This is a genomic window from Streptomyces sp. NBC_00258 (genome assembly GCF_036182465.1).
Taxonomy (GTDB): Bacteria; Actinomycetota; Actinomycetes; order Streptomycetales; family Streptomycetaceae; genus Streptomyces.
Genome location: NZ_CP108081.1, coordinates 9129188 through 9154808 on the forward strand (window position 1 = coordinate 9129188; position 25621 = coordinate 9154808).

A 25621-nucleotide genomic window follows, 5' to 3' on the forward strand; every position below is an offset into this window, starting at 1 on the left:
GGAAGCGGGCTACTTGACCGCCTTCAGCGCGTTCACGATGCCGAAGCCGTAGAAGCCGTTGACACGCTTGCCGCCCTCACAGTTGGCGTCCTGCGTGCCGTTGCCGTCCTGGTCGTACGAGTCCGGGCAGCCCGGGTTGTCCGCCTGGGCCTTCAGCAGCGCCTGCAGCTGGGCGGGGCTCGCCCACGGGTGCTCGGACTTCAGCAGCGCGGCGACACCCGCGGCGTGCGGCGAGGCCATCGAAGTGCCCTGCAGGAAGCCGTACTGGTTGTTCGGCATCGTGGAGAGGATGCGGCCGTTCTTCGACGGGGTGTCCGGGATCTGGTACAGCCGGTCACCACCGGGAGCGGCGATGTCGATGACGCCCTTGCCGTACGTGGAGTAGTACGACTTGAGGTTCTGCACGCCCGTCGCGCTCACCGTGACGATGCCCGGGAGTTGCGTCGGTACGTCGAAGCACTCGTGCGGGTCGATCGTGCGGGTGACCGGGGTCGAGTCGTCGGGGCTCGAGTCGTCGACGATCGCGTCCGAGTCCAGGTCGTGGTTGGAGTTGCCGGCCGACGCGAGGTGCAGGGTGCCCTTCTTCGTGGCGTACTGCTGGGCCCGGTTGACCGCGTCGACGATCGCCTTCTGGTCGGGGTCGTCCATGCAGTTGTAGAGCCACGGGTCCACGTAGTAGCTGTTGTTCGTGATCTCCACGCCGTGGTCGGCGGCGAACACGAAGGCGCAGACGACGCTCTCCGGGTAGAAGAGTCCGTTGTCCGGGTCGCTGACCTTGATGCCGGAGACCTTCACGCCGGGCGCGACACCGGCCACACCGATGTCGTTGCGGGCGGCCGCGATCTCACCGGCGACATGCGTGCCGTGGTAGTCCTCGGCGGTGTACGGACGCCAGGCGCCCTCGCTCGTGTCGGCCACGCCGCCCACGCAGTTCGCGGACTGCTTGGCGGAGAAGTTCGGGGCCAGGTCCGGGTGGGTGTCGTCGACACCCGTGTCGATCACGGCGACCGTGACCTTCTTGCTGCCCGGGTTGATTTTGGCGGCCTTGTCGGCGCCTATCGCGCGCAGGTCCCACTGGTCGGCCTCGAGGGGCTCGCTCTTCGGGGTGGCCGCGGCCTTCACCTTGGCGGCCTCGGCGGCCGACAGGTAGTCGGCGGCGCCCTCGTCCGTCGTCCCCGCCGCGGTCAGCGGCGTCGTGCGCGTGGCACCGGCGGACTGCACCCCGCGCGCGGTGCGTATCTGCGGGCCGAACTCCGGGTTGGCGGAGTGGACGACTATGACGCCGATCTTGCTGTAGGTGGTGACGACCGTGCCGCCGGCCTTGGCTATCGCCTTCTTCACCGACGCGATCGTGCGGTGGTCGGTCTTCGTGTTGACCACGTAAGCGAGATTCGGGCCGTCCGCCGCCGTGACGGCGGGCGCGGACTGCGGGGCGGCCGCCGTGGCGACGCCCGGAATGAAGCCGAGCGAGGCGGTGAGCGACAGAACAACGGGCACGGCGAGGGCGAGACGGCGTCTGGAACGCAGATGAGCCATGGGATCTCCACATCATCCGGAAACGGAACCAGCCCGAACACAGGTGGTGCCCGGGCAGGTACATGACGGGGTGGTGCAGGCCCGAAGCTATCTCCCGTCGTCCCTGGCCAGCAATGACTTACGGGGATGTCTTCCGAAACGTCGGCCCCGACTTCCGAAAGAAGTGCCGCGAGTTGAACCGCTCCTCGTGCGGCTCCGTGACGTTGAGCAGGGAGCACGAGCACCGTCGAGCCCCCTGTCGGATCACGCCCCGGGCACCTAACATCGCCACCCGGCCCACGTGATCCACATCACCGTGAGGTCAGAAATCAGCCATGCCCGTACCCCGCCCGTCCCCCGATCCCCAGAGACCCCCGTCCAATGTCGCAACCGCACCCGCAACGCGAGGAGACTCCGTGGCTACCGACACACCGCCCCCCTCGAAAGCTGAACCTCACTTCCCGACCAGCGAGGAGTGGGTCGAGGTTCAGGAGAGCGCTGAGTTCGGTGAACTGCGCCGCGCCCACCGCTCCTTCGCCTTCCCGCTGACCATCGGCTTCATCAGCTGGTACCTGCTGTACGTCCTGCTGTCGATCTACGCGGACGACTTCATGGGCACCAAGCTGTTCGGCAACTTCAACGTCGCCTTTGTCCTGGGCCTCGCCCAGTTCCTCACCACGTTCCTCATCGCCTGGTGGTACGAGCGGCACTCCTCCAGCAAGCTCGACCCCAAGGCCGAGGCGATCAAGTCCCGGATGGAGGGCGGCGCATGAGCCCCGCGATCACTCAGGTCCAACTCGCGGCGGGGGAGGCCAGCGAGCACCGGCCGCTGATCATCTCCCTGTTCGCGGTCTTCGTAGTCGCCACCCTCGTCATCACCGTCTGGGCCGGCCGGCAGACCAAGGACGCCGCCGACTTCTACGCGGGCGGCCGTCAGTTCAGCGCCTTCCAGAACGGCCTCGCGGTCTCCGGCGACTACATGTCCGCCGCCTCGTTCCTCGGCATCGCGGGCGCCATCGCCCTCTTCGGGTACGACGGCTTCCTGTACTCCATCGGCTTCCTGGTCGCCTGGCTGGTGGCCCTGCTCCTGGTCGCCGAGCCACTGCGCAACTCCGGCCGGTACACGATGGGCGACGTCCTCGCGTACCGCATGCGTCAGCGCCCGGTGCGTACGGCGGCCGGCACCTCCACGATCGTCGTCTCGATCTTCTACCTGCTGGCGCAGATGGCGGGCGCGGGCGTCCTGGTCTCGCTGCTGCTCGGTATCACCAGCGACGCCGGCAAGGTCGGCATCGTCGCCCTGGTCGGCGTCCTGATGATCGTGTACGTCACCATCGGCGGCATGAAGGGCACCACCTGGGTCCAGATGGTCAAGGCCGTGCTGCTCATCAGCGGCACCCTGCTCATCACCTTCCTGGTGCTGCTCAAGTTCGACTTCAACGTCTCCGAACTGCTCGGCAAGGCGGCCGAGAACAGCGGCGGGGGCGCGGCCTTCCTGGAGCCGGGCCTGAAGTACGGCCTCACGACCACGTCCAGCATCGACTTCATCTCGCTGGGCATCGCCCTGGTGCTGGGCACCGCGGGCCTGCCGCACATCCTGATCCGCTTCTACACGGTGCCCAACGCCAAGGCCGCGCGTAAGTCCGTGAACTGGGCGATCGGCATCATCGGCGGCTTCTACCTGATGACCATCGCGCTCGGTTTCGGCGCGGCGGCCCTCATCTCGAAGGAAGAGATCGTCGAGTCCAACCCCGCCGGCAACACGGCCGCGCCACTGCTCGCGCTCCATCTGGGCGGCGTCGACTCGGCCTGGGGCGCGATCCTGCTCGCCACGATCTCCGCGGTGGCCTTCGCCACGATCCTCGCGGTGGTCGCCGGTCTGACCCTGGCCTCGTCCTCGTCGTTCGCCCACGACATCTACGCGAACGTCATCAGGAAGGGCAAGGCCACCGAGAAGGAGGAGATCAACGCCGCCCGGTACGCGACCATCGGTATCGGCGTCGTCTCCATCGGCCTCGGCGCCCTGGCCCGTGACCTCAACGTCGCCGGTCTGGTCGCCCTCGCCTTCGCGGTCGCGGCCTCCGCCAACCTGCCGACGATCCTCTACAGCCTCTTCTGGAAGAAGTTCACCACCCAGGGCGCGCTGTGGTCGATCTACGGAGGCCTCACCACGGCGGTCGGCCTGGTGCTGTTCTCGCCCGTCGTCTCGGGCAAGGCCACCTCGATGTTCCCGGACGTCGACTTCCACTGGTTCCCGCTGGAGAACCCGGGCATCATCTCCATCCCCGCCGGCTTCCTGCTCGGCTGGCTCGGCACGATCCTGTCCAAGGAGGAGCCGGACGTCCGCAAGTACGCCGAACTGGAGGTCCGCTCCCTCACCGGCACCGGAGCGCACTGACCGTCACGCCCAGTGGCCGCGTCGTAGATCCCTACGACGCGGCCGCGGTGCGTCTCGTGGGATCAGGGCCCGTCCCGTTGTCGGTCCCGTCACGTAGGCTCGCTGGTATCGGATCGACTGATCGACCGGATGTCTCTGCCGAGGTCCGTACGGAAAGAGCTAGAGGGAGGGGGCCCACGTGCTCATCGACACCTACGGCCGAGTGGCCACCGATCTGCGTGTCTCGCTGACCGACCGGTGCAATCTCCGCTGCACGTACTGCATGCCCGAGGAGGGCCTGCAGTGGCTGGCAAAGCCCGACCTGCTCACGGACGACGAGATAGTCCGCCTCATCGACATAGCCGTCACCCGGCTGGGCATCACCGAGGTCCGCTTCACCGGCGGCGAGCCCCTGCTGCGCCCCGGCCTCGTCGGCATAGTGGAGCGCGTGGCGGCCATGGAGCCCCGCCCCCAGATGTCCCTGACGACGAACGGCATCGGCCTCAAGCGCACCGCGACCGCCCTGAAGGCGGCGGGCCTGGACCGGGTCAACGTCTCGCTGGACACCCTCCGCCCGGACGTCTTCAAGACCCTCACCCGCCGTGACCGCCACAAGGACGTCATCGAGGGCCTCGAAGCCGCCCGCGCCGCGGATCTGACCCCGGTCAAGGTCAATTCCGTACTGATGCCGGGACTGAACGAGAACGAGGCGCCCGACCTGCTCGCCTGGGCCGTGGAGCACGACTACGAACTGCGGTTCATCGAGCAGATGCCCCTGGACGCGCAGCACGGCTGGAAGCGCGACGGCATGGTCACCGCCGGTGACATCCTCGCCTCACTGCGTACGCGCTTCGAGCTCACCGAGGAGGGCTCCGAGGAGCGGGGCTCGGCACCCGCCGAGCGGTGGGTCGTGGACGGGGGCCCGCACCGGGTCGGTGTGATCGCCTCCGTGACGCGCCCGTTCTGCTCGGCCTGCGACCGTACGCGGCTGACGGCCGACGGCCAGGTCCGCACCTGCCTGTTCGCGCGCGAGGAGACCGACCTGCGGGCCGCACTGCGTTCGGACGCGCCGGACGAGGAGATAGCCCGTATCTGGCGGCTCGCGATGTGGGGGAAGAAGGCAGGGGCGGGCCTGGACGACCCGACGTTCGTCCAGCCGGACCGGCCCATGTCGGCGATCGGCGGCTGATCGCTCCGCCCTCTAGGGGGACTCCGGGGACTCCCAGTCCTCCAGGAGTACGACGTCCTTCAGGAAGCCCCGTACGCCCAGGAACTGGGACAGGTGCTCCCGGTGTTCCTCGCACGCGAGCCAGGTCTTGCGGCGCTCCGGCGTGTGCAGTTTGGGGTTGTTCCAGGCGAGGACCCAGACCGCGTCCGCCCGGCAGGCCTTCGCCGAACAGATAGGGGAGGAGGGTGAGGACGGGTCGGAGCCGGGGACGTTCAGAATCACGCCTCGACCCTACGCCAGCGGCGTAGGCCGGCCGCTCCGGGTGCTGTCGCGGGGGCCGCGAACCATGCTCCGAAAAAGGCGACGCCGAGCAGCCACGGGGGGAGCTGCCCGGCGTCGGTCTGTCGCTCCGACGGGGGATGCGGAGCGCGTACGAAGTATGTCACGGGTAACCCGTTGCCCGGCACCGGAACAACATGATTGATCTGAGCTTTTCTTGAGCTTGGTACGGTCCTGAATCTCGGCCGCGGAGGATCGTTCGTGGTCAGGTCCGCTCGTGCGGTTCGTCCCGCAGCCGGGCACCCGCATCGGTCCCGAGGTCTTCCGGGACGGATTCCGCGGCGTCGCTCGCGCGGGGCGCCGCGAGCATCGGACGGGTCGGCGCGGTCACGAACGTGGACGGCAGCGAGGGCGCGTTCTCCCGGCCCGCGTTGGCGATCACCACGGAGACGTAGGGGAGCAGGATGCCGAGCGCCAGGGCAACGACGGCGACGTGCCGTTCGACGTTCCAGAGGGTGGCCGCGAGGATCACCGAGAGTGTGCGGACGGACATCGAGATGATGTAGCGGCGCTGCCTGCCACGTACATCGTCGGCGAGGCCCTGCCTGGCTCCGGTGATCCGGAAGACCTCGACCTCGCTCTGCTTCCGCATCACGTTCCACCACCCGCCTGTGTCGGACGCTCCCCTGGCCCGTACAGCCTCCACGTTACGCCGCGGCTGCGTCGCCTACGAGACCGGGGCAGGTCCGGTTTCGGCGGGGTAGGGCTGCGCCGTACCGCGTATGGCCGTGCCCGACATGCGCCGTATGGCGGACAGGCCGAGACTGGCCCTAATGCTCACGTAGAGCCGTATAGGAGGCAGCCATGGGCTGGTTGTGGGCGATCATCGTGGGATTCGTGCTGGGCCTGCTGGCCAAGGCGATCATTCCGGGCAAGCAGCACAGTCCGCTCTGGCTCACCACGATCTTCGGGATCATCGGCGCGATCGTCGGCAACGCGATCGCCCGTGGCTTCGGCATCGACGAGACGCGCGGCATCGACTGGGGCCGCCACGTCCTCCAACTCGGCGCCGCGATCGTCATCGTCTTCCTCGGCGACATGATGTACACGGCGATGCGGGGCAACAAAGAGAGAGCCTGAAGCGGGGGCGCCCCTTGGCGGGGGCGCCCCCGCCAAGGGGCGCGGGGAACTGCGCGACCGGCCCCCACACATCCGCACCACACGAACCGAGGCCGCCGTTCCCCTGCCTCTAGCGTGCCCCTAGCGGAGCTCAACCGCGGCAAGGTTCTTCTTGCCCCGCCGCAGCACCAGCCACCGCCCGTGCAACAGATCCTCCTTGCCGGGGACGGCATCCTCGGAGGCGACCTTCACGTTGTTCACGTAGGCCCCGCCCTCCTTGACCGTCCGCCGCGCCGCGGACTTGCTGGCCACGAGGCCCACCTCCGCGAAGAGGTCCACCACGGGGCCGAGCTCGTCGACCTGGACGTGCGGCACCTCGGAGAGCGCCGCACTCAGCGTCTTCTCGTCGAGCCCACCGAGCTCACCCTGACCGAAGAGGGCCTTCGACGCGGCGATCACGGCGGCCGTCTGCTCACCGCCGTGCACCAGAGTCGTCAGCTCCTCGGCGAGAGCCCGCTGGGCGGTACGCGCCTGGGGCCGCTCCTCCGTCAGCTTCTCCAGCTCCTCGAGCTCCTCGCGGGACTTGAAGGACAGGATCCGCATGTACGTCGAGACGTCCCGGTCGTCCACGTTCAGCCAGAACTGGTAGAACGCGTACGGCGTCGTCATCTCCGGGTCGAGCCAGACCGCGCCGCCCTCGGTCTTGCCGAACTTGGTGCCGTCCGCCTTGACCATCAGCGGCGTCGCGACACAGTGCACCTCGGCGTCGGGCTCCAGCCGGTGGATCAGGTCCAGCCCCGCCGTGAGGTTGCCCCACTGGTCGCTGCCGCCCTGCTGGAGCGTGCAGCCGTACCTCCGGTAGAGCTCCAGGAAGTCCATGCCCTGGAGCAGCTGGTAGCTGAACTCCGTGTAGCTGATGCCCTCCTGGGACTCCAGACGCCGGGCGACGGAGTCCTTCGTGAGCATCTTGTTGACGCGGAAGTGCTTGCCGATGTCCCGGAGGAACTCGATGGCCGAAAGCCCGGCCGTCCAGTCCAGGTTGTTCACCATCACCGCGGCGTTCTCGCCCTCGAAGGACAGGAACGGCTCGATCTGGCCGCGCAGCCGGCCGACCCAGTTGGCGACAGTCTCCGGGTCGTTCAGCGTGCGCTCCGCCGTCGGGCGCGGGTCGCCGATCTGGCCGGTCGCACCGCCCACCAGGGCCAGCGGGCGCAGGCCCGCGTGCTGGAGGCGGCGCATGGTGAGGACCTGCACCAGATGCCCCACGTGCAGCGAGGCCGCCGTGGGGTCGAAGCCGCAATAGAACGTGACGGGACCGTCCGCGAGCGCCTTGCGCAATGCATCCTCGTCGGTGGACAGGGCGAACAGCCCGCGCCACTTCAGCTCGTCGACGATGTCCGTCACGGTTCTCGTGTCTCCTTGGATGATCTTCGGGCAGCCGGAATGACAGCCGACTGCGAGGCTATCGAGGTTATACGCCCTGACTGACAGAGCTCATATTGAAGTCGGGCACCCTCAGCGACGGCATCGCGGCCCTGGTGAACCAGTCGCTCCACTCGCGCGGCAGCGTCTTCTCCGTGCGCCCGGCCTCGGTCGCCCGCCCCAGCAGGTCCACTGGCGACTCGTTGAACCGGAAGTTGTTCACCTCGCCGACGACCTGGCCGTCCTCGACGAGGTAGACGCCGTCCCGGGTCAGCCCGGTCAGCAGCAGCGTCGCCGGGTCGACCTCACGGATGTACCAGAGGCAGGTCAGCAGCAGGCCCCGCCCGGTCGCGGCGACCATGTCCTCCAGGGACTTGTCCTCGCCGCCGTCCAGGATGATGTTGCCGATGCCGGGGGCCACCGGCAGACCGGTCAGGCCGGCGCTGTGCCGGGTGCTCGTCAGATGCCTCAGCTCGCCCTCGTGGACCCACTCCGTGGGACGGAGCGGCAGCCCGTTGTCGAAGACGGAGGCGTCGTCGCCGGAGGAGTGCGTGAGCACGAAGGGCGCGGACTCCAGGCCCGGCTCGTTCGGGTCGCTGCGCAGGGTCAGCGGCAGGTCGGTGAGCCTCTCGCCGACGCGCGTCCCGCCGCCGGGCTTGCTGAACACCGTCCGGCCCTCGGCCGCGTCCCGGGCCGCCGCCGACCACATCTGGTAGATCAGCAGGTCCGCGACCGCGGTCGGCGGCAGCAGCGTCTCGTACCGGCCGGCGGGCAGCTCGACGCGCCGCTCGGCCCAGCCCAGCCGCGTGGCCAGCTCCGCGTCGAGCGCCGCCGGGTCCACGTCCTTGAAGTCCCGCGTCGACCGGCCAGCCCACGCCGAGCGCGTACGGTCCGGCGACTTGGCGTTCAGCTCCAGCGTTCCGTTGGGCTGGTCGTGCCGCAGGCGCAGCCCCGTGGACGTACCGAGATAGCTGGAGACGAGCTCGTGGTTGGCGAAGCCGTACAGCTCACGTCCGCCCGCACGCGCGCGTGCGAACGATTCGCCGAGGGCCGGGGCGAAGTCCGCGAAGACCGTCGACGACGTCTCGGCGGGCGCGTCCGTGAAGTCGGGGGAGGCGGGCACGCCCTCGACGAGCGGCTGCGCGTCCTCGGCGGGGCCCGCGCCCCGTGCCGCGGCCTCGGCGGCCCGTACCAGCGGCTCCAGCTCGTCCGCGGTCACGGCCGCACGCGAGACGACTCCGGACGCAGTGCCTTCGCGGCCGTCAACGGTCGCGACGACGGTCAGCGTGCGCCCGCGCGTGACGCCGTTGGTGGTCAGCGCGTTGCCCGCCCAGCGCAGGTTGGCGGTCGACTGCTCGTCGGCGATGACGATGCACCCGTCCGCCCGGGACAGTTCGAGGGCGCGCTCGACGATCTCGTGCGGCTTGTTCGTACGAGGGCTCATCGACCGGCCTCCTGGGTGGTGTTGAGGATGTTGACGCCCTTGAAGAGGGCCGACGGGCAGCCGTGCGAGACCGCCGCGACCTGGCCCGGCTGGGCCTTGCCGCAGTTGAAGGCGCCGCCCAGGACGTAGGTCTGCGGGCCGCCGACCGACGCCATCGAGCCCCAGAAGTCCGTGGTCGTCGCCTGGTAGGCAACGTCCCGCAGCTGGCCCGTGATCCGCCCGTTCTCGATCCTGAAGAACCGCTGCCCGGTGAACTGGAAGTTGTAGCGCTGCATGTCGATCGACCAGGACCGGTCGCCGACCACGTAGATCCCGCGGTCGACGCTCCCGATCAGATCCTCGGTGGACATCCCGGCGGGATCGGGCTGCAGCGACACGTTCGCCATGCGCTGTACGGGCACATGCCCGGGGGAGTCGGCGTACGCGCACCCGTTGGACCGCTCGAAGCCGGTCAGCTTCGCGATGCGCCGGTCCAGTTGGTAGCCCACCAGCGTCCCGTCCTTCACCAGGTCCCAGGACTGTCCGGCCACGCCCTCGTCGTCGTACCCGATGGTCGCGAGCCCGTGCTCGGCGGTGCGGTCCCCGGTGACGTTCATCAGATCGGAGCCGTACCGCAGCTTGCCCAGCTGGTCGAAGGTGGCGAAGGAGGTCCCGGCGTACGCAGCCTCGTAGCCGAGCGCGCGGTCCAGCTCGGTGGCGTGGCCGATGGACTCGTGGATGGTCAGCCACAGGTTGGACGGGTCGACGACCAGGTCGTACACCCCGGCCTCGACGCTCGGCGCCCTCATCTTCTCGGCGAGCAGCTCCGGGATCCGCGCGAGCTCCGACTCCCAGTCCCAGCCGGTGCCCGTGAGGTACTCCCAGCCGCGCCCCACGGGCGGCGCGATCGTGCGCATCGAGTCGAACTCGCCGCTCGACTCGTCGACGGCGACGGCGGTCAGCTGGGGGTGCAGCCGGACCCGCTGCTGCGTCGTCACCGTCCCCGCCGTGTCCGCGTAGAACTTGTTCTCGTGCACCGTCAGCAGCGAGGCGTCCACATGACTGACGCCGTCCGCCGCGAGCAGCCGTGCGCTCCACTCCGCGAGCAGCCCGGACTTCTCCTCGTCCGGCACGGAGAAGGGATCGATCTCGTACGAGGAGATCCAGGTCTTCTCGGCGTGCACCGGCTCGTCCGCGAGCTCCACGCGCTCGTCCGAACCCGCCGCCTTGATCACCTGGGCCGACAGCTTCGCCATCGCCACGGCCTGCGACGCCACCTTCGCGGCGCTGTCCATCGTCAGGTCCACACCCGACGCGAACCCCCAGGTCCCGCCGTGCACCACACGCACCGCGTAGCCCAGATCCGTGGTGTCCGAGGACCCGGCCGGTTTCGCGTCCCGCAGCCGCCAGGCCGCGCTGCGCACCCGCTCGAACCGGAAGTCCGCATGGTCGGCACCCAGCGCCCTGGCCCGCGCGAGCGCCGCGTCGGCCAGGGCCCTCAGCGGCAGTGCCGTGAAGGCTTCGTCGATGGAATGAGGCACGGAGGTCTCCCTGCTGTCGTCGCCTGTCGGTCCGATCATGTCGCGCGGGCGCGCCGGGGGCCACAACTTTCTGTAGGGATCCGACAGCGAGTCCGTTGCGTCACTGTCGGCGCCCGATTCTCCGTACGGGGGACGGTGCCGATAGGTTTTCGAGGTACCAGACCGGCTATCGAAAGGGTGATCCGTTGAGCCGCTCGGTTCTCGTCACCGGAGGAAACCGGGGCATCGGCCTCGCCATCGCCCGCGCTTTCGCCGACGCGGGCGACAAGGTCGCGATCACATACCGCTCGGGCGAGCCCCCGGAGGGCTTCCTCGCCGTCAAGTGCGACATCACCGACAGCGAGCAGGTGGATCAGGCCTACAAGGAGATCGAGGCCGAACACGGCCCGGTCGAGGTGCTCGTGGCCAACGCCGGCATCACCAAGGACCAGCTGCTGATGCGGATGTCCGAGGACGACTTCACCTCCGTCCTGGACACCAACCTGACGGGCGCCTTCCGGGTCGTGAAGCGCGCCAACCGCGCCATGCTGCGCGCCAGGAAGGGCCGTGTCGTCCTGATCTCGTCGGTCGTCGGGCTGTACGGCGGTCCGGGCCAGGCCAACTACGCGGCCTCCAAGGCCGGCCTCGTCGGCTTCGCGCGCTCGCTCGCCCGTGAGCTGGGCTCGCGCAACATCACCTTCAACGTCGTCGCGCCCGGCTTCGTCGACACCGACATGACCAAGGTGCTCACCGACGAGCAGCGCGAGGGCATCGTGAAGCAGGTGCCGCTCGGCCGGTACGCGAAGCCCGAGGAGATCGCCGCGACGGTGCGGTTCCTCGCCTCGGACGACGCCTCGTACATCACTGGAGCCGTCATCCCCGTAGACGGCGGACTGGGAATGGGTCACTGATCACCATGAGCGGAATTCTCGAGGGCAAGCGCGTCCTGATCACCGGTGTGCTGATGGAGTCCTCCATCGCCTTCCACGCCGCGAAGCTGGCCCAGGAGCAGGGTGCCGAGATCATCCTGACCGCGTTCCCGCGGCCCACGCTGACCGAGCGCATCGCCAGGAAGCTCCCCAAGCCCACCAAGGTCATCGAGCTCGACGTCAGCAACGACGAGCACCTGGCGCGGCTGGCCGACCTGGTCGCCGAGGAGCTGGGCGGCCTGGACGGCGTCGTGCACTCCATCGGCTTCGCCCCGCAGGACGCCCTCGGCGGCAACTTCCTCAACACGCCGTTCGAGTCCGTGGCCACCGCCATGCACGTCTCGGCGTTCTCCCTGAAGTCGCTGACCATGGCCTGTCTGCCGCTGATGCAGAACGGCGGCTCGGTCGTCGGCCTCACCTTCGACGCGCAGTACGCCTGGCCGCAGTACGACTGGATGGGCCCGGCCAAGGCCGCCCTGGAGGCCACCAGCCGCTACATGGCGCGTGACCTGGGCAAGCAGAACATCCGCTGCAACCTCATCTCCGCGGGCCCCATCGGCTCCATGGCCGCCAAGTCCATCCCGGGCTTCAGCGACCTGGCCGCCGTGTGGGACAGCCGTTCGCCCCTGGAGTGGGACCTCAAGGACCCCGACCCGGCCGGCCGCGGCATCGTCGCCCTGCTCAGTGACTGGTTCCCGAAGACCACCGGCGAGATCATCCACGTCGACGGCGGTCTGCACGCGATCGGCGCGTAAGCGTTTACGCGAACGTTTGCGTATCCGCCTTCGTACGGCTTCGACGCCCCGTTTCCCGCAGCGCGCGGGGAGCGGGGCGTCACCCGTTCGGCCCTACCGGCCGGGCGGTGCGGGCCGGTAACAGCGCACTCTGGAGTAGGAGTTCCCCCTCCCGAGATGTCCTCCCGAGCTCTGCCGAGGAGGTCCCCTTGTGCGCCTGTCCCAGCGCTTCGCCCCGCTGCTCGCTGCCCTGACCCTCCTGCTCGCACTGCCGTGCGGTGCCGCCTCGCACACCACGAAAACAGCGCCCCACGCGCGCGTGCCCGTGGAGGAGAGGCCCTTCGGGGCGGCGTGCCGGACCGCCGTCGACGGTTCGTATGTGACGGCGTACTGCCACAACCCGTACCCGGAGCCCGATCACGTCCGTCTGCACATCGAGTGCGACCCCTGGTGGGACCTCGACACCGACGGGGCCTCGGTCGAGGCCGGACCCGCGCAGACCGTGCGGCTGACCGGCCGCTGCTGGAAGGAAGTCCGCTCGGCGTGGGTCAGCCACCAGCGATGACGACGGGCTCGTTCGTACGGAGGCGGCGTCGGCCCCTCGCCAAGCAGGGATGACGCCGGGCCTTGCCGCACGGCGACGACGTCGCGTCCTGTCACGCAGCGATGACCGCAGACTTCTTCACGCCGGGGCGGCGTCGGGTTTCTCCACGGCGGGTCGGCCCGGGCGGCACAGGAAGGGATAGCCCGCGGCCTCCGCGGCGGCGGTCTCCGCGTCGCCCGTGCGGATGGCGTCCACCAGACGCGTGTGGTCCATGTACGTCTCGGGCGTCAGCTCCTCGCCCACGTCCTCGCGCAGCCAGTCGCGCACGACCTCGCCCAGGTCCGCGTACATCGCCGTCATGACGTCGTTGTGGGACGCGGCGACCACGGCCAGGTGGAAGGTCGTGTCGGCGGTCACGAAGGCCTCCGCGTCGCCCGACTCCCAGGCCTCCTCCCGGCGTACGAGGAGGGCGTCCAGCTGCTTCAGATCGCGCTCCGTGCGGCGCTCGGCGGCCAGCTTCGCGGCGCTCGACTCCAGCGTGGAACGCAGCTCGGCGATGTGCCGCGGATCGGCGTCCGCGAAGCGGCGGTGCATCACGCCCGCCAGCTCGCTGGTGGCCACGACATATGTGCCCGAGCCCTGACGGATGTCGAGCAGGCCGTTGTGCGCGAGCGCGCGGACGGCCTCGCGGACCGTGTTCCGGGCGACCCCCAGCTGCTCGACCAGCTCCGGCTCGGTGGGGATGCGGGAGCCCACCGGCCACTCGCCCGAGGTGATCTGGTTCCGCAGCTCGGCGATGACCTGTTCGGACAGTGCCGATCGGCGGGGGTGGCTCAGCGGCATGACGGTCCTTCGCGCCAGGGGGTGCACCGGGAGGACGCACCGGAATGCGTGTCAGGGGATTGTGCCCCAGGTGTGCACCAGGGGATTGGACAACCAATCATCCCATGATTCTATGATGGCTGACATGACTGGCGAGGAAACCCGGACGGCGATGTCCCCACCGATACGCAGCTCCGCACAGGACGCGGAACTCCGCCCGCCCGCCACGCGCGCGTGGCTGACGCGGTTGGTGATCGTCGGCATCGTGCTCACCGCCCTCAACCTGCGCCCCGCCATCACCAGCCTCGGCGCCCTCCTGGAAGAGGTGCGCGACGGGCTCGGCATGAGCGGCAGCTTCGCCGGACTCCTCACCTCCGTACCGCCTCTGTGCTTCGCCGTCTTCGGGGTCATGGCACCGCGCCTCGCCCGCCGCTTCGGACCCGCCGCCGTGGTCTGCGCCGGCATGGTCGCGATCGCCGCGGGACTGGCGATCCGGCCCTTCGCCGGGAACACGGCCGGCTTCCTGGTCGCCAGCGCCCTCGCGCTCATGGGCATCGCGGTCAGCAACGTGCTCATGCCGGTGATCGTCAAGCGCTGGTTCCCGGACCGGGTCGGCTCCATGACCGGCCTCTACTCCATGGCCCTCGCACTCGGCACCGCCGCCGCGGCCGCCGTCACCGTCCCCATGACCCGGGCGCTGGGCGGCAGTTGGCATGCGGGACTCGCCGTCTGGGCGGGGCTCGCGGCCGTCGCCGTACTGCCGTGGATCCCACTCGTACGGGCCCGGGGCACGGCCCTGTCCAGGGACACCGCCTCGGCCTCCGCTCCGGCCCCGGCCCGTGACACGCCCTCGGCATCCGCGGCGGGTCAGGAGCCCTCCGCACTGCGGATCACCCGGAGCCGTACCGCCTGGGCGCTGGCCGTCTTCTTCGGGCTCCAGGCCACCGCCGCATACATCACGATGGGCTGGATGGCGCAGATCTTCCGGGACGCGGGCGTCCCGGCGGGCACGGCCGGACTGCTGCTCGCCGTCACCATGGTGATGGGCGTGCCGCTGGCCTTCGTCATCCCGCGGCTGGCCACGCGCCTGCCCCACCAGGGACCGATCGTGGTCGCCCTCGGGGTCTGCGGCCTCGTCGGCTACGCGGGCCTCTACCTCGCCCCTGCGGGCGGCGCCTGGGCGTGGGCGCTGCTGCTCGGTATCGCCAACTGTGCGTTCCCGCTGGCCCTCACCATGGTCGGCATGCGGGCCAGGACCGGAGCGGGGGTCGCGCAGCTCTCCGCCTTCGCGCAGAGCACCGGGTACCTCATCTCGATCCCCGGTCCGCTCCTGGTGGGCGTGCTCTACCAGCACAGCGGCGGCTGGGGACTGCCGATCGCGCTCATGGCGGGCCTGATGATCCCCCAGATCGTGGTGGGCATCCTGGCCGGCCGCGACCGCACGGTGGAGGACGAGGCCGAGCGTCGGCCGTGACCTCGCCGCCGCCCGCGTACGGCTGTCACCGGCATGCCGACCCCACCCGCGAGCGGGCGGCAGAGAGGTGCGAGACTGCTCGTATGCCCGTGCTCGACCCGAACCCCCAGAACGGCCAGAAGAAGATGCTGCTCGTCTTCGGCGCGTTCCTCCTCATCTTCGTGATCATCGGCGTCATCGCGTCGATCGCCTCGCCCTGATCCGTCGGCAGCCGGCCCCGAACCCTCCGGCGTGAGGCCTCCGCGGCGCGATGGTGGGGCTATCCCCACCATCCCCTAGGGGGTGAGTGTCAGGGTCAAGTGGGTGGATCTCCGGATGGGTTGAGGCCTGCGAAGTCCGTAACTTCGAGATGTGGCCGCGAGGACGCGGACCACGGAGCACTCGAAGCCCCACGGAGGCGGCATGTCGGCCCCTACGCACATCCCGCCCCATCCGGCGAGCAGGCGCGGCGTCGAGACCCGGCTCCCCTGGTGGGCCCTGGTCCTCCCCGCGCTCGCCTTCGCCGCACTGCTCCTGCTGATACTGAACCCCGCCGACGCCCACGCGACAGGCGGCGAACCCGCGGTCGGCCGGCTCTTCGAGCAGGTCCAGCAGATCGTGCTGCGCCAGGGCTCCTGAGCTCCCGGCACACCACGTCGGGGCAGCCAGTCAACTCCCTGCGCCCCATGGCGTGTTTCGTGCGAAGCTGGGAACCATGAGCGTCGCAGAACCCCGCAGGATTGTCCTTTTCCGGCATGCGAAAGCCGACTGGCCCGAGGTCTCCGATCATGAGCGGCCGCTCGCTGAGCGGGGCCGCAAGGACGCCGCCGTCGCCGGACGCAAGCTGGCCGACACCGGCATCCCCTTCGATCTGGCCCTCTGCTCCACCGCGACCCGGACCCGCGAGACATGGAAACTCGCCGTCCACGAGCTCCCTCACCGGCCGAAAACGGTCTATGAGGAGCGGCTCTACGAGGTCTCTCCCGGCGAGCTGATCGCCGTGCTCAACGAAACCCCCGACGATGTGCAGAACGCACTCCTGATCGGCCACAACCCCGGCGTGCAGGGCCTCGCCGACATCCTGGCCGGCCAGTCCGAGGGCGACGCGCAGGAGCGGATGAGCCGCCTGGGCTTCCCCGCGGCCGCCTTCGCCGTGCTCTCCTTCACCGGTTCCTGGAAGGCCCTGGAGCCGGGCGTGGCCACACTGCTCGACTACTGGGCGCCGTCCGAGTAGACCCGGTCGTTCCCTTCTCACGCGGACGGGGCCCGGCACCATCGCGGTGCCGGGCCCCGTCCGCGTCGTGGACGTGCGAGAACTCAGTCCACGTGCATGTCCGCCGCCTCGACCTCTTCCCGGGTCACGCCCAGCAGGTACAGGACGGTGTCCAGGAAGGGGAAGTTCACCGCGGTGTGCGCGGCCTGGCGCACCACCGGCTTGGCGTTGAAGGCGACCCCGAGACCGGCCGCGTTGAGCATGTCCAGGTCGTTCGCGCCGTCGCCGATCGCCACGGTCTGGGCGAGCGGCACCCCCGCCTCCGCGGCGAACCGGCGCAGCAGCCGCGCCTTGCCCGCCCGGTCCACGATCTCGCCGGTGACCCTGCCCGTCAGCTTCCCGTCGACGATCTCCAGAGTGTTGGCCTGGGCGAAGTCCAGCCCGAGCCGCTCCTTGAGGTCGTCCGTGACCTGCGTGAACCCGCCCGAGACGACACCGACTTGGAAGCCGAGCCGCTTCAGCGTACGGATCAGCGTGCGCGCCCCCGGCGTCAGCCGTACCTCGCTGCGCACCTTGTCCACCACGGAGGCGTCGAGCCCCTTGAGCAGGGCCACGCGCGCGTGCAGCGACTGCTCGAAGTCCAGTTCTCCCCGCATGGCAGCCGCCGTCACCTCGGCGACCTCGTCCTCGCAGCCGGCGTGCGCGGCGAAGAGCTCGATGACCTCGTCCTGGATGAGCGTCGAGTCCACGTCCATGACGACGAGGCGCTGGGCCCGCCGGTGCAGCCCCGCCGCGACCACCGCGATGTCGACGCCCAGGGCCGCCGCCTCGGTCACCAGGGCGGTCCGCAGCGCCTCCGGCTCCGTACCGGACACGGCGAACTCGACGGCCGTCACGGGGTACTTGGCCAGCCGGAAGATACGGTCGATGTTGCCGCCGGTCCCGGTGATCCGGGCGGCGATCGCGGCCGCCGACTCAGCGGTGAGCGGATGCCCGAGCACGGTCACCAACGACCTGCCGTGCCCGCGCGGCCGGTTGTCGCCGAGGCCGGAGATGATCTCGGCCTGCAGCCTCATCGAGTCCGCCCAGCCGTGCACCGTGGCCCGCAGGTCGCCCTCCAGGCCGGCCGGCGGATGCGTCACGAGCGCGCACAGCACTATCCGGCCACGGGTGACGACCTGCTCGATGTCGACCACGTCGACCGAGTAGGCGGCGAGGGTGTCGAAGAGCCCGGCCGTGATTCCGGGCCGGTCCTTGCCGAAGATTTTGACGAGGAGAGTGGGGACATCAGACGTTTGTGATGCGCTCATGGTGCTTACACCGTATCCGGCACCCCGTGCCGCACGCCGCTGAGGTCCGCCTGACGGACAGGGAACAGTGGGTGTCGCCGAGGTGTCCGCGGTCTTCACGAACCGTGGCGCCCGCACACCACGGCCCGGCCCGGCATCGCCCCGGCCGCCGGTCAGCGCCGTCCGGGCCGCCTCCCGGACGGAGGCGGCGGCTCGTCGGGCGGGGGAGGAGGCGGCCCGTCCTGCGACGACCGGGGCCGGCGCCGCTGCCCCGGTGCGGGCGGCGGCGTGAACGGCCCGGCCACCGTGGGGGCGCCGTACACGTCGTTCGGCGGCCGGGCACCAGGTGGCCGCCCGCCTGGATCCTGCCGGCCCGGATCCCGTCCCCCTGGCGGTTGCCCGCCGGGAGGCTGGGCCCCGGGCGACCGCCGGCCAGAGGGCTGCCCGCCGGGGGACCGGGGCCCGGCAGGCGGTAACCCCGAGGACCGGTTGCCGGAGGACTGGGGGCCGGGCGGCGGGACGCCGGGCCGCCGCCCGGGTCCGGGCTCCCGCAGCTCGTCGGGCAGCCGCAGATACGGGTTCGTGTCCGGGTTCGCCGGCCGGTACGGCATACCGGGGTTGTAGGGCCCGCTCTCGCCTGCGACCTCCGAGAACGGCGGAGCGGAGGCCGGGGCACCCGCCTCGCCGGCGTCCACGTCGCCCAGTGCCAGTGGTGCCGCGTGCCGGCCGGCGGCCCCGGTGGCGCACGCGAGCAGCGCCCCCACCGTCCCCGCGCCCACGCCCCACAGCGCCCCGAGCAGCAGAGCCATGCCCAGATGCCCGTGCAGCTCTATCCCAGCGTCGAAGGCGTCGATGCCGAGCACGGCCATCGAGGCGTCCACGGACACGTCCGTCAGCCAGGCGAGCAACGGCATCGCGAGCGCGGTCACGATCCCCAGCCGCAGCGCGCAGCGTCCGGCGAAACCGAGGACACCCCGCTCCCGTACGAACGGAGTGCGCACCGCGGTCAGCACACCCGCGTAGAGCATCATCAGCGCCGCCGCGACCCCCAACAGCCAGACCCGGCTGTCCAGTTCGGCCAGCCGTCCCAGCGAGACGGACTGGTCGGAGGAGGCGCTCAGCAACTTGTCCAGGGGGTCGGGCAGGAACTGGACGAGCGGTCCCGACGCGCTTCCGTCCCACGGTACGAAGAGCCCGATCGGGATGCCGAGCCACACCCCGTTTGGGGCCCCGACCAGCGCGGCGCCCGCGATCCGCTTCGGGTTGTCGTCACCGATCGCCGCGTACGCTGCCGCCGAGAGCCCGGCGAGGACCGCCACCAGCAACACCGTGACCAGGGCGGACGCGGCAGGGCGCACCAGGCGGTGCACGGCGGTCAGGCCGCGCGGCAGCGGAGTCCGGCGCGAGGCCAGCAGCGCGATCACCAGGACGCCGAGCACCCAGCCCAGGCCGCCCAGCAGCGTCGGCACGGTCTCGACCGTGAAGCCCACCTCGGCGTTCGCGTCCGCGAGATCCCCGAGCCGGTCGGGCAGCAGTCCGCCGATGTCACCGAGACCGGGCACGTCCACCTCGTCGGGCAGCCCGCCGCCCGGCAGCGAATCGAGCCCGAGCGAGCCGCCGTCGATGGTGATGACGTCGTGCCCCGCCCAGGCCAGACCGCCGAGCATCGCCACGAAGAGCGCCACCACAGCGCCCGCGCGAGCGAGCAGTTCGGCCGGCCCGATCACCACCCCGGCCCCGCGCAGTGACCGTAGGAAGAACCAGGACAGCAGCAGCGCACCCACCAGGCTCACGCCCAGTGGCGTGATCTGGAGGGCGGTGTCGGCCTGCGCGCCCTCAAGGCCGAAAGCCGACACGTCGCCGGACGGTGTCACGGACCCACCCGCCGCGAGCGCCACGACCGCCGCGGTCATCGTCCCGAGCGAGCCCGCCGCGTCCGCGCCGAGCAGATGCAGCCCCAGCGCCGCCACGCCTGCCATGCCGATCAAGGCCCAGCTCACGGCGGCGATCGAGGCCAGCAGCACATCACCCCACGGCACACGCCTGCCGTGTCCCACGGTTCCGTCGCTCATCGTCAGCCCCCCGACTCCGCGCCGCGATGGTTCCACCGCGGTGTCCCCCTCGCGTGGGATTACCACTCTCCGGGCCGGTTTCAACCCAGTCAACGGAAACGGACAAGCCGCCCGTACGCGGTCTTCACAAGGCCCGACTTTCGGTCAAGGGGGTCCTACTGAAATAGTTCCCCACGATGTTCGACATCCCTAGACTCCCTGTGATGGGGGAACTTCGGGGGACAACTCAGTGGGGCATGGAGTGCCGGAACTCGTACTGGAATTGAATGGACGGACCTGGACGCTCGATGCGTCCAGGCCATACACCCTCGGACGTGATCCGCAGGGGGACATCGTGCTCGACGACGCCAGGGTCTCCTGGCGTCACGCCACGATCAGCTGGGGCGGCCGCAGTTGGGTCATCGAGGACCACGGCAGCACCAACGGCACATTCGTGCAGGGGCAGCGGATCCATCAGATGGAGATCGGCCCGGGCTCGGCCGTGCACCTCGGCAACGCGACCGACGGACCGCGGGTGAGCCTGGGGGGCAACGCGACCGCCGCCGCACCGCAGGCACAGCCGCAGCAGCAGCCGTACGCCGCGCAGGGCGCGCCGGCGGCGGGCTGGGCCCAGCAGGCTCCGCAGCCGCAGCAGCACGCACCGGAGCAGGGCTGGCAGCAGCCGCAGCAGGGCGCGCACATTCCGCCGCAGCAAGGACCCGGTGGGGGCGCGGGGGCGCCGCCGGTCTACGGCGATCGCAGCCCCACCACGTTCCACCAGTTCTCGCTCGGCCGTGTGATGCGCATCGGCCGTGCGCTGGAGAACGAGCTGGTCGTCTCCGACCTGCAGGTCTCGCGTCACCACGCGGAGTTCCACGCGACGCCGGACGGCCGCTACGAGATCCGCGACCTCGGCTCGCACAACGGCACGTACGTCAACGGTATGCCGATCGCCAAGGGTGGCTCCGCGCTGCTCGGCCCGAACGACATCGTCGGCGTCGGTCACTCGACGTTCCGCCTGGTCGGCGACCGGCTCGAGGAGTTCGTCGACACCGGTGAGGTCTCGTTCTCGGCCCGCCATCTGACGGTGACGGTCGACGGCGGCAAGCAGATCCTCAAGGACGTCTCCTTCGGCGTCCCGGAGAAGTCGCTCGTCGCGGTCATCGGCCCGTCCGGCTCCGGCAAGTCGACGCTCCTGAAGGCGCTGACGGGCTACCGCCCCGCCAACCAGGGTGACGTCCTCTACGACAACCGGAACCTGTACAAGCAGTTCGCCGAGCTGCGTCAGCGCATCGGTCTGGTCCCGCAGGACGACATCCTGCACAAGGAGCTGACCGTCAAGAAGGCCCTCAAGTACGCGGCCAAACTGCGCTTCCCCGCGGACACCACGACGCAGGAGCGCGACGCCCGGATCGACGAGGTGCTGCGCGAGCTCAAGCTCGACATCCACAAGGAGAAGAAGGTCACCTCCCTCTCCGGTGGCCAGCGCAAGCGCGTCTCGGTGGCCCTGGAGCTGCTGACCAAGCCGTCGCTGATCTTCCTGGACGAGCCGACCTCCGGCCTCGACCCGGGCATGGACCGCGACGTCATGCAGCTGCTGCGCGGCCTCGCCGACGACGGCCGTACGGTCCTGGTCGTCACGCACTCGGTCGCCGAGCTGGCCATCTGCGACAAGCTTCTGGTCATGGCGCCCGGCGGCTCGGTGGCCTATTTCGGTCCGCCCGAGGAGGCTCTGAACTTCTTCGGCTACGACACCTGGGCCGATGTCTTCTCCGCCTTCGAGAACTACCGCGACTACGACTGGGCGGGCCGCTGGAAGGGCTCGCAGCACTACCAGATGTACGCCGCGGACATCGACGCGGTCGCCCCGCAGTCCGTAGACATGCCGTCGGCCCAGTCGATGCGCCCGCCCAAGCCGCAGGGCTGGGGCTCGCAGCTGATGACCCTGATCCGCCGCTACACGTCGGTGATCGCGTCCGACAAGGGCTTCCTGGCGCTGACGGTGATCCTGCCGGCGGTGCTCGGCGCGGTGAGCCTGCTCATCGAGCCCGACAAGACGCTGCTGGTGAACAAGCAGCTGGGGCCGAACGGCCTGCCCATCCCGAACAGCACGGCCGCCACGGTGCTGCTGATCCTCGCGGTCGGCGCCTGCTTCGCGGGCGCCGCGAACTCGGTCCGTGAGCTGATCAAGGAACGGGTCATCTACGAGCGGGAGCGCGCGACCGGCCTGTCCCGCTCCGCGTATCTGATGTCCAAGGTGATCGTCCTGGGCGTGATCACCATGCTCCAGGGTGCGCTGGTCGGCGCGATCGGCTTCATGAGCCGGACGATCCCCGACGAGGGCCTGATCCTCGGTGGCGCGGTCGCGATCGAGCTCTCCCTGCCGATCATGGCGCTGGGCTTCACCTCGATGATGTTCGGCCTGGTCATCTCCTCGCTGGTGAAGACCGCCGAGAAGACCATGCCGCTGCTGGTCATGTTCGCGATCATCCAGGTCGTCTTCACCGGCTGCCTGTTCCCCCTGGCCGGGGCACTGGGCGTCAACGAGTTCTCGTATCTGATGCCGTCGCGCTGGGCGGTCGGCGCCGCCGGCACCACGCTCGACTTCAACAAGATCAACCCGCACAACACGACCGACTCGGACCCGCTCTGGGACCACGATGCTCTGACCTGGGCGCTGGACATGACCGCGCTGTTCGCGCTGGCCGCAGTCTGCGCCTTCCTCGTGGCGCGCTTCCTGCGCCGCCACGAGCCCGAGGTCATGCGCAAGTAGCCAGGCCGGTCACAGCCGACACGCGAAGGGCGGCGCCCCGTTGGGGGTGCCGCCCTTTCGGCGTACGTGTCAGAGGTCCGCGCAAACCTCAGTACGCGCTGTTGACGTTGTCGATCGAGCCGTACCGGTCGGCCGCGTAGTTGGCGGCGGCGGTGATGTTGGCGACCGGGTTGTACTGGCTCTTGGCCGTGCCGGCGACGTGGTACGCGTCGAAGGTCGGCTTGATGACCTGCAGCAGACCGATGGACGGGACACCGTTGATCGCGTTGATGTCCCAGTTGTTGATGGCGTTCGGGTCGCCCGCGGACTCCCGGATGATGTTGCGGTGCAGGCCGTCGTACGTGCCCGGGATGCCGTGCTTCTTCATGATGTCCAGCGACTGGCGTATCCAGCCGTCCAGGTTGTTCGCGTAGGTCTTCGCGGCAGGCTTGACGGCGGCACGCTTGGCGGACCGGCTCGCGGCCTCCTTCGCCTTGCGGGCGTCCTCGGCCTTCTTCTTCGCGGCGGCCTCCGCGGCCTTCTTGGCGGCAGCGGCGTCGGCGGCCTTCTTCTTCGCGGCAGCGGCCTGGGCGTCGGCCAGCTGCCCGCTGAGACCGGCCGTGGCGGGCTTGAGCTGCTCAGCGGAGAAGGCGACCGGAGCGGCGGCGACCGAGTCGGCGCTGGCCTGCTGGGTGTTCCCCGGCACGAGCGAGAACGCGAGGGCCGCGGCACCGAGGGTGGCGACACCGGCGATGGAGAGCTTGTGGGTCTTGGTCAGCGCGCGGCTATGACCAGGAGTGTTCTGCTGCTTGGGCATGGCTGATGGACCTCTTCGAATAGCGCGGAGGTCGCTCTCGGCCCGATGGGGACAAGGATGTTTCCGGGACAAGCACCACGGGTAAAGACCTGCGGCGCCGAGCGACCGATGGCCATTCTTAGCGGTCGCAATTTTCTGTGGCAAAGGTGTGACGTACGAACCCGGGTAGTGGACCCGGTCAGGGCAAATCGGGGCAGACCGATACGTCTGCCCCGCTCACCAGGAGTCCCTTTGTCTCCTAGGTCCCTTCGTACGTGATGTGCGTCCTATGTGCGGGCTCACACCGGCTCCGGTCCTGTCTCACCAACAGTTGCTGGCGCAATGCTCTGTGTGAGGGGCCTCCTCCGGGAGGATGAGGTGCACGTCGCCGAACTCGTGCCACAGGTAGCGCCCCCGCAGCGCCGCGTCGTACCCGCGGTCGATCGCGGCCCGCCCCGCGACCGCCTCCAGCATCAGCAGATGCGAGGCCTCGGGCTCGTGCAGCCCCGTGAGCAGCCCGTCGACGACCCGCACCCCGCGCTCCGGGGTCACCACGAGATCGGTCCAGCCCTCCGCCGCCCGCACCACGCCGTCGGCACCGGTCGCCGACTCCACCGCCCGTACGGCCGTCGTCCCCACCGCGACGACCCTGCCGTCGCCGGCCCCGGCCGCGTTGATCAGCCGCGCCGAGGTCTCCGGCACCGCGAAGCGCTCCGGGTACGGCGGCTCGTGCGCCTCGGCCGAGGCGACCCCGGTGTGCAGGGTGACGGGCGCGAACTGCACACCCCGGCTCACCAGCGCCGCCACCAGCCGCGCGGTGAAGGGCCGGGCCGCGCTCGGCATCTCCGCACTGCCCGATCCGTCGGCGCCCGGCAGTGCGAACACCGTCTGGTACGCGGACAACGGCTGGTCCCGCTCCGTATAGGAGTAACGAATGGGCCTCCCGCGCCGGCCCAGCAACCCCAGGACGTCGGCCTCCGGCCCCGGGCCGTCCGTCTCCGGCACCTCTCCGCCCGGTTCCGACACCCGCCCCCACCACAGCCGAGGACTCCGCTCCGTGAGGGGCTCCTCAAGGACGAGCCGTACGCCCCCGGGGAGACGCACCTCTGTCCCCGCGGGCCCACCCGCACGCGCGCGCGTGGTGCCCCTTCCGTCGGGATCCCGCACTTCCACGGCCCAGCGCCCGTCGTCCCCCCGCGTGGAGAAATGCACCACCACGCGCGCGTGCCCGATCCTCCCGTCCACGGCGGCCGCCAGCGTCGGCGACGTGTTCACGATGAGCAGGTCCCCGGCTCTCAGCAGGCACGGCAGCTCAGCGAACCCGTGATGCGACACCTCCGTACCCCGCGAGACGAGCAGCCGCACCGCGTCACGGTCGAGCCCCGGCCCCCGCTGCTCGGCGGGCACCCGGGCCGACAGTTCCTCCGGCACCCGAAGGGCCGTCGTCATCGCTCCTCCAGCAGTGACGGCGCCCCGAAGCGCCCGCTGGCCGGACGCCGGTCGATCAGCCGCAGAAAGGCAGGCACGACATGGACCGGCTCAGGCCGTGGATTCTCGTCGTCCGGCACGGCCGCCGCGTACAGATCGGTGCCCATGTCGCCCGGGTCGACCGCCCAGACCCGCAGCCCGGGCTCCTCCTCCCCGAGCACCGCCGACAGATGGTCCAGCGCCGCCTTCGAGGCCCCGTAACCGCCCCAGGTCTCGTACGCCTCGGCCGCGGCGTCCGAGCTGACATCGATCACCGCGCCCTTGGGGGACTCCCGCAGCAGCGGCAGCGCCTCCTGGATCAGGCCGAGCGCCGCGACCACATTGACCTCCAGGGCCCGCCGCAGCCCGTCCAGGGCCAGCGCGTCGAGACGCACGAGCGGTTCGGCGCCCAGCGCGCTGGCGTTGTTCACCAGGAGATCGACGCCACCGAGCTCCCGCGCCGCCGCCACCAGACCGGCCCGATGAGCACCGTCCGTGACGTCCCCGGGCAGCGCCTCCACCCGTGTCCCGTACTTGGCGACGGCGGCGGCCGTCTCATGGAGGACCCCCGCCGTTCTGGCGTCGAGCACCAGATCCCAGCCGCGCTCCGCCAGGGCCTCGGCGAGTGCGCGCCCCAGCCCCTTCGAAGCCCCCGTGATGATCGCTACCGGCATGACATCCGTCCCCTCGTCCCATGGCCGCCGTTCCCGGCGAGTGCTTCCAACGTAGGAACCGGACCGCCCCCGCC

24 protein-coding genes are annotated in these 25621 nt (G+C 70.2%); 12 read left to right on the top strand and 12 right to left on the bottom strand.

Annotated features, from left to right (window positions below; genetic code table 11):
- Positions 1-9: 9 nt before the first annotated feature.
- A complete protein-coding gene (locus OG718_RS40680) occupies positions 10-1536 on the bottom strand; it encodes a S8 family peptidase (RefSeq protein WP_328846553.1) in 1527 nt (508 codons plus the stop codon).
- Positions 1537-1931: 395 nt separating this feature from the next.
- Between OG718_RS40680 and OG718_RS40685 the strand changes: the two genes are divergently transcribed.
- The 3 genes from OG718_RS40685 (at position 1932) to moaA (ending at position 5081) form a co-directional block, all read left to right on the top strand.
- Positions 1932-2288, top strand: coding sequence for a DUF485 domain-containing protein (locus OG718_RS40685; protein ID WP_143637020.1), 357 nt, complete (start codon positions 1932-1934; stop codon positions 2286-2288).
- On the top strand, positions 2285-3913 hold the full coding sequence (locus OG718_RS40690) for a solute symporter family protein (protein WP_143637018.1): 1629 nt from the start codon (positions 2285-2287) through the stop codon (positions 3911-3913). The genes OG718_RS40685 and OG718_RS40690 overlap by 4 nt, the downstream gene beginning before the upstream one ends.
- A 178-nt stretch (positions 3914-4091) precedes the next feature.
- Positions 4092-5081: a GTP 3',8-cyclase MoaA gene (moaA, locus tag OG718_RS40695; RefSeq protein ID WP_306940700.1), complete on the top strand. Its 990-nt coding sequence runs from the start codon at positions 4092-4094 to the stop codon at positions 5079-5081.
- Between the two features lie 12 nt (positions 5082-5093).
- On the opposite strand, the gene OG718_RS40700 is transcribed toward moaA, so the two are convergent.
- Complete coding sequence (locus tag OG718_RS40700) at positions 5094-5342, bottom strand: hypothetical protein (RefSeq protein WP_143637012.1); 249 nt, start codon at positions 5340-5342, stop codon at positions 5094-5096.
- A gap of 262 nt (positions 5343-5604) precedes the next feature.
- Entirely contained in the window at positions 5605-5991 is a 387-nt protein-coding gene (locus tag OG718_RS40705) for a DUF3099 domain-containing protein (protein ID WP_143637009.1), read from the bottom strand.
- 212 nt (positions 5992-6203) lie between these two features.
- Here OG718_RS40705 and OG718_RS40710 point away from each other — a divergent pair, with 212 nt between their 5' ends.
- Positions 6204-6479, top strand: coding sequence for a GlsB/YeaQ/YmgE family stress response membrane protein (locus OG718_RS40710; protein WP_143637006.1), 276 nt, complete (start codon positions 6204-6206; stop codon positions 6477-6479).
- Between the two features lie 120 nt (positions 6480-6599).
- Here the strand turns inward: OG718_RS40710 and tyrS are convergent, their stop codons facing one another.
- From tyrS to OG718_RS40725, 3 genes are all read right to left on the bottom strand, one after another.
- Positions 6600-7862, bottom strand: coding sequence for a tyrosine--tRNA ligase (tyrS, locus tag OG718_RS40715; protein ID WP_143637004.1), 1263 nt, complete (start codon positions 7860-7862; stop codon positions 6600-6602).
- A gap of 67 nt (positions 7863-7929) precedes the next feature.
- On the bottom strand, positions 7930-9324 hold the full coding sequence (locus OG718_RS40720; protein ID WP_328846554.1) for a metallopeptidase TldD-related protein: 1395 nt from the start codon (positions 9322-9324) through the stop codon (positions 7930-7932).
- On the bottom strand, positions 9321-10844 hold the full coding sequence (locus OG718_RS40725) for a TldD/PmbA family protein (protein WP_143636998.1): 1524 nt from the start codon (positions 10842-10844) through the stop codon (positions 9321-9323). The genes OG718_RS40720 and OG718_RS40725 overlap by 4 nt, the downstream gene beginning before the upstream one ends.
- A 185-nt stretch (positions 10845-11029) precedes the next feature.
- On the opposite strand from OG718_RS40725, the gene fabG reads away from it, so the two are divergent.
- The 3 genes from fabG to OG718_RS40740 all read left to right on the top strand — a co-directional run bounded on the left by fabG (position 11030) and on the right by OG718_RS40740 (position 13051).
- Positions 11030-11734, top strand: coding sequence for a 3-oxoacyl-[acyl-carrier-protein] reductase (gene fabG / locus OG718_RS40730; RefSeq protein ID WP_143636996.1), 705 nt, complete (start codon positions 11030-11032; stop codon positions 11732-11734).
- A 5-nt stretch (positions 11735-11739) separates the two neighbouring features.
- The gene (gene fabI, locus OG718_RS40735) at positions 11740-12507 is read left to right on the top strand and encodes an enoyl-ACP reductase FabI (protein WP_143636993.1); all 768 of its coding nucleotides are present in this window, start codon (positions 11740-11742) and stop codon (positions 12505-12507) included.
- A gap of 190 nt (positions 12508-12697) precedes the next feature.
- On the top strand, positions 12698-13051 hold the full coding sequence (locus OG718_RS40740) for a hypothetical protein (protein ID WP_143636990.1): 354 nt from the start codon (positions 12698-12700) through the stop codon (positions 13049-13051).
- A gap of 117 nt (positions 13052-13168) precedes the next feature.
- On the opposite strand, the gene OG718_RS40745 is transcribed toward OG718_RS40740, so the two are convergent.
- Positions 13169-13873, bottom strand: coding sequence for a FadR/GntR family transcriptional regulator (locus OG718_RS40745; RefSeq protein WP_143636986.1), 705 nt, complete (start codon positions 13871-13873; stop codon positions 13169-13171).
- Between the two features lie 124 nt (positions 13874-13997).
- Between OG718_RS40745 and OG718_RS40750 the strand changes: the two genes are divergently transcribed.
- The 4 genes from OG718_RS40750 to OG718_RS40765 all read left to right on the top strand — a co-directional run bounded on the left by OG718_RS40750 (position 13998) and on the right by OG718_RS40765 (position 16539).
- Positions 13998-15326, top strand: coding sequence for a CynX/NimT family MFS transporter (locus tag OG718_RS40750; RefSeq protein WP_443055229.1), 1329 nt, complete (start codon positions 13998-14000; stop codon positions 15324-15326).
- 83 nt (positions 15327-15409) lie between these two features.
- A complete protein-coding gene (locus OG718_RS40755; protein WP_107102519.1) occupies positions 15410-15526 on the top strand; it encodes an SGM_5486 family transporter-associated protein in 117 nt (38 codons plus the stop codon).
- 202 nt (positions 15527-15728) lie between these two features.
- Complete coding sequence (locus tag OG718_RS40760) at positions 15729-15944, top strand: hypothetical protein (protein WP_143636979.1); 216 nt, start codon at positions 15729-15731, stop codon at positions 15942-15944.
- 76 nt (positions 15945-16020) lie between these two features.
- Positions 16021-16539: a SixA phosphatase family protein gene (locus OG718_RS40765; RefSeq protein ID WP_143636976.1), complete on the top strand. Its 519-nt coding sequence runs from the start codon at positions 16021-16023 to the stop codon at positions 16537-16539.
- Positions 16540-16622: 83 nt separating this feature from the next.
- Here the strand turns inward: OG718_RS40765 and serB are convergent, their stop codons facing one another.
- Both serB and OG718_RS40775 read right to left on the bottom strand, forming a co-directional pair.
- Complete coding sequence (gene serB / locus OG718_RS40770; RefSeq protein ID WP_328846556.1) at positions 16623-17828, bottom strand: phosphoserine phosphatase SerB; 1206 nt, start codon at positions 17826-17828, stop codon at positions 16623-16625.
- 152 nt (positions 17829-17980) lie between these two features.
- On the bottom strand, positions 17981-19879 hold the full coding sequence (locus tag OG718_RS40775) for a streptophobe family protein (RefSeq protein WP_328846557.1): 1899 nt from the start codon (positions 19877-19879) through the stop codon (positions 17981-17983).
- Between the two features lie 241 nt (positions 19880-20120).
- On the opposite strand from OG718_RS40775, the gene OG718_RS40780 reads away from it, so the two are divergent.
- On the top strand, positions 20121-22631 hold the full coding sequence (locus tag OG718_RS40780; RefSeq protein ID WP_143637958.1) for an ABC transporter ATP-binding protein/permease: 2511 nt from the start codon (positions 20121-20123) through the stop codon (positions 22629-22631).
- Between the two features lie 88 nt (positions 22632-22719).
- Here OG718_RS40780 and OG718_RS40785 read toward each other — a convergent pair whose 3' ends face one another.
- The 3 genes from OG718_RS40785 to OG718_RS40795 all read right to left on the bottom strand — a co-directional run bounded on the left by OG718_RS40785 (position 22720) and on the right by OG718_RS40795 (position 25547).
- Entirely contained in the window at positions 22720-23427 is a 708-nt protein-coding gene (locus OG718_RS40785; RefSeq protein WP_143636967.1) for a transglycosylase SLT domain-containing protein, read from the bottom strand.
- A 300-nt stretch (positions 23428-23727) separates the two neighbouring features.
- The gene (locus OG718_RS40790; protein WP_328846558.1) at positions 23728-24855 is read right to left on the bottom strand and encodes an S-adenosylmethionine:tRNA ribosyltransferase-isomerase; all 1128 of its coding nucleotides are present in this window, start codon (positions 24853-24855) and stop codon (positions 23728-23730) included.
- Positions 24852-25547 (bottom strand): SDR family NAD(P)-dependent oxidoreductase, encoded by a 696-nt coding sequence (locus tag OG718_RS40795; RefSeq protein ID WP_328846559.1) that lies wholly within the window; start codon positions 25545-25547, stop codon positions 24852-24854. Before OG718_RS40795 ends, OG718_RS40790 begins: the two co-directional genes overlap by 4 nt.
- Positions 25548-25621: the final 74 nt, after the last annotated feature.

Excerpts from the sequence above, each read along its gene's own strand:
- OG718_RS40680 (WP_328846553.1), bottom strand. The coding sequence starts at position 1,536 with ATGGCTCATCTGCGTTCCAGACGCCGTCTCGCCCTCGCCGTGCCCGTT.
- OG718_RS40690 (WP_143637018.1), top strand. The coding sequence starts at position 2,285 with ATGAGCCCCGCGATCACTCAGGTCCAACTCGCGGCGGGGGAGGCCAGC.
- OG718_RS40705 (WP_143637009.1), bottom strand. The coding sequence starts at position 5,991 with ATGCGGAAGCAGAGCGAGGTCGAGGTCTTCCGGATCACCGGAGCCAGG.
- OG718_RS40710 (WP_143637006.1), top strand. The coding sequence starts at position 6,204 with ATGGGCTGGTTGTGGGCGATCATCGTGGGATTCGTGCTGGGCCTGCTG.
- OG718_RS40720 (WP_328846554.1), bottom strand. The coding sequence starts at position 9,324 with ATGAGCCCTCGTACGAACAAGCCGCACGAGATCGTCGAGCGCGCCCTC.
- fabI (WP_143636993.1), top strand. The coding sequence starts at position 11,740 with ATGAGCGGAATTCTCGAGGGCAAGCGCGTCCTGATCACCGGTGTGCTG.
- OG718_RS40745 (WP_143636986.1), bottom strand. The coding sequence starts at position 13,873 with ATGCCGCTGAGCCACCCCCGCCGATCGGCACTGTCCGAACAGGTCATC.
- OG718_RS40750 (WP_443055229.1), top strand. The coding sequence starts at position 13,998 with ATGACTGGCGAGGAAACCCGGACGGCGATGTCCCCACCGATACGCAGC.
- OG718_RS40755 (WP_107102519.1), top strand. The coding sequence starts at position 15,410 with ATGCCCGTGCTCGACCCGAACCCCCAGAACGGCCAGAAGAAGATGCTG.
- OG718_RS40760 (WP_143636979.1), top strand. The coding sequence starts at position 15,729 with ATGTCGGCCCCTACGCACATCCCGCCCCATCCGGCGAGCAGGCGCGGC.
- OG718_RS40765 (WP_143636976.1), top strand. The coding sequence starts at position 16,021 with ATGAGCGTCGCAGAACCCCGCAGGATTGTCCTTTTCCGGCATGCGAAA.
- serB (WP_328846556.1), bottom strand. The coding sequence starts at position 17,828 with ATGAGCGCATCACAAACGTCTGATGTCCCCACTCTCCTCGTCAAAATC.
- OG718_RS40775 (WP_328846557.1), bottom strand. The coding sequence starts at position 19,879 with ATGAGCGACGGAACCGTGGGACACGGCAGGCGTGTGCCGTGGGGTGAT.
- OG718_RS40785 (WP_143636967.1), bottom strand. The coding sequence starts at position 23,427 with ATGCCCAAGCAGCAGAACACTCCTGGTCATAGCCGCGCGCTGACCAAG.
- OG718_RS40790 (WP_328846558.1), bottom strand. The coding sequence starts at position 24,855 with ATGACGACGGCCCTTCGGGTGCCGGAGGAACTGTCGGCCCGGGTGCCC.
- OG718_RS40795 (WP_328846559.1), bottom strand. The coding sequence starts at position 25,547 with ATGCCGGTAGCGATCATCACGGGGGCTTCGAAGGGGCTGGGGCGCGCA.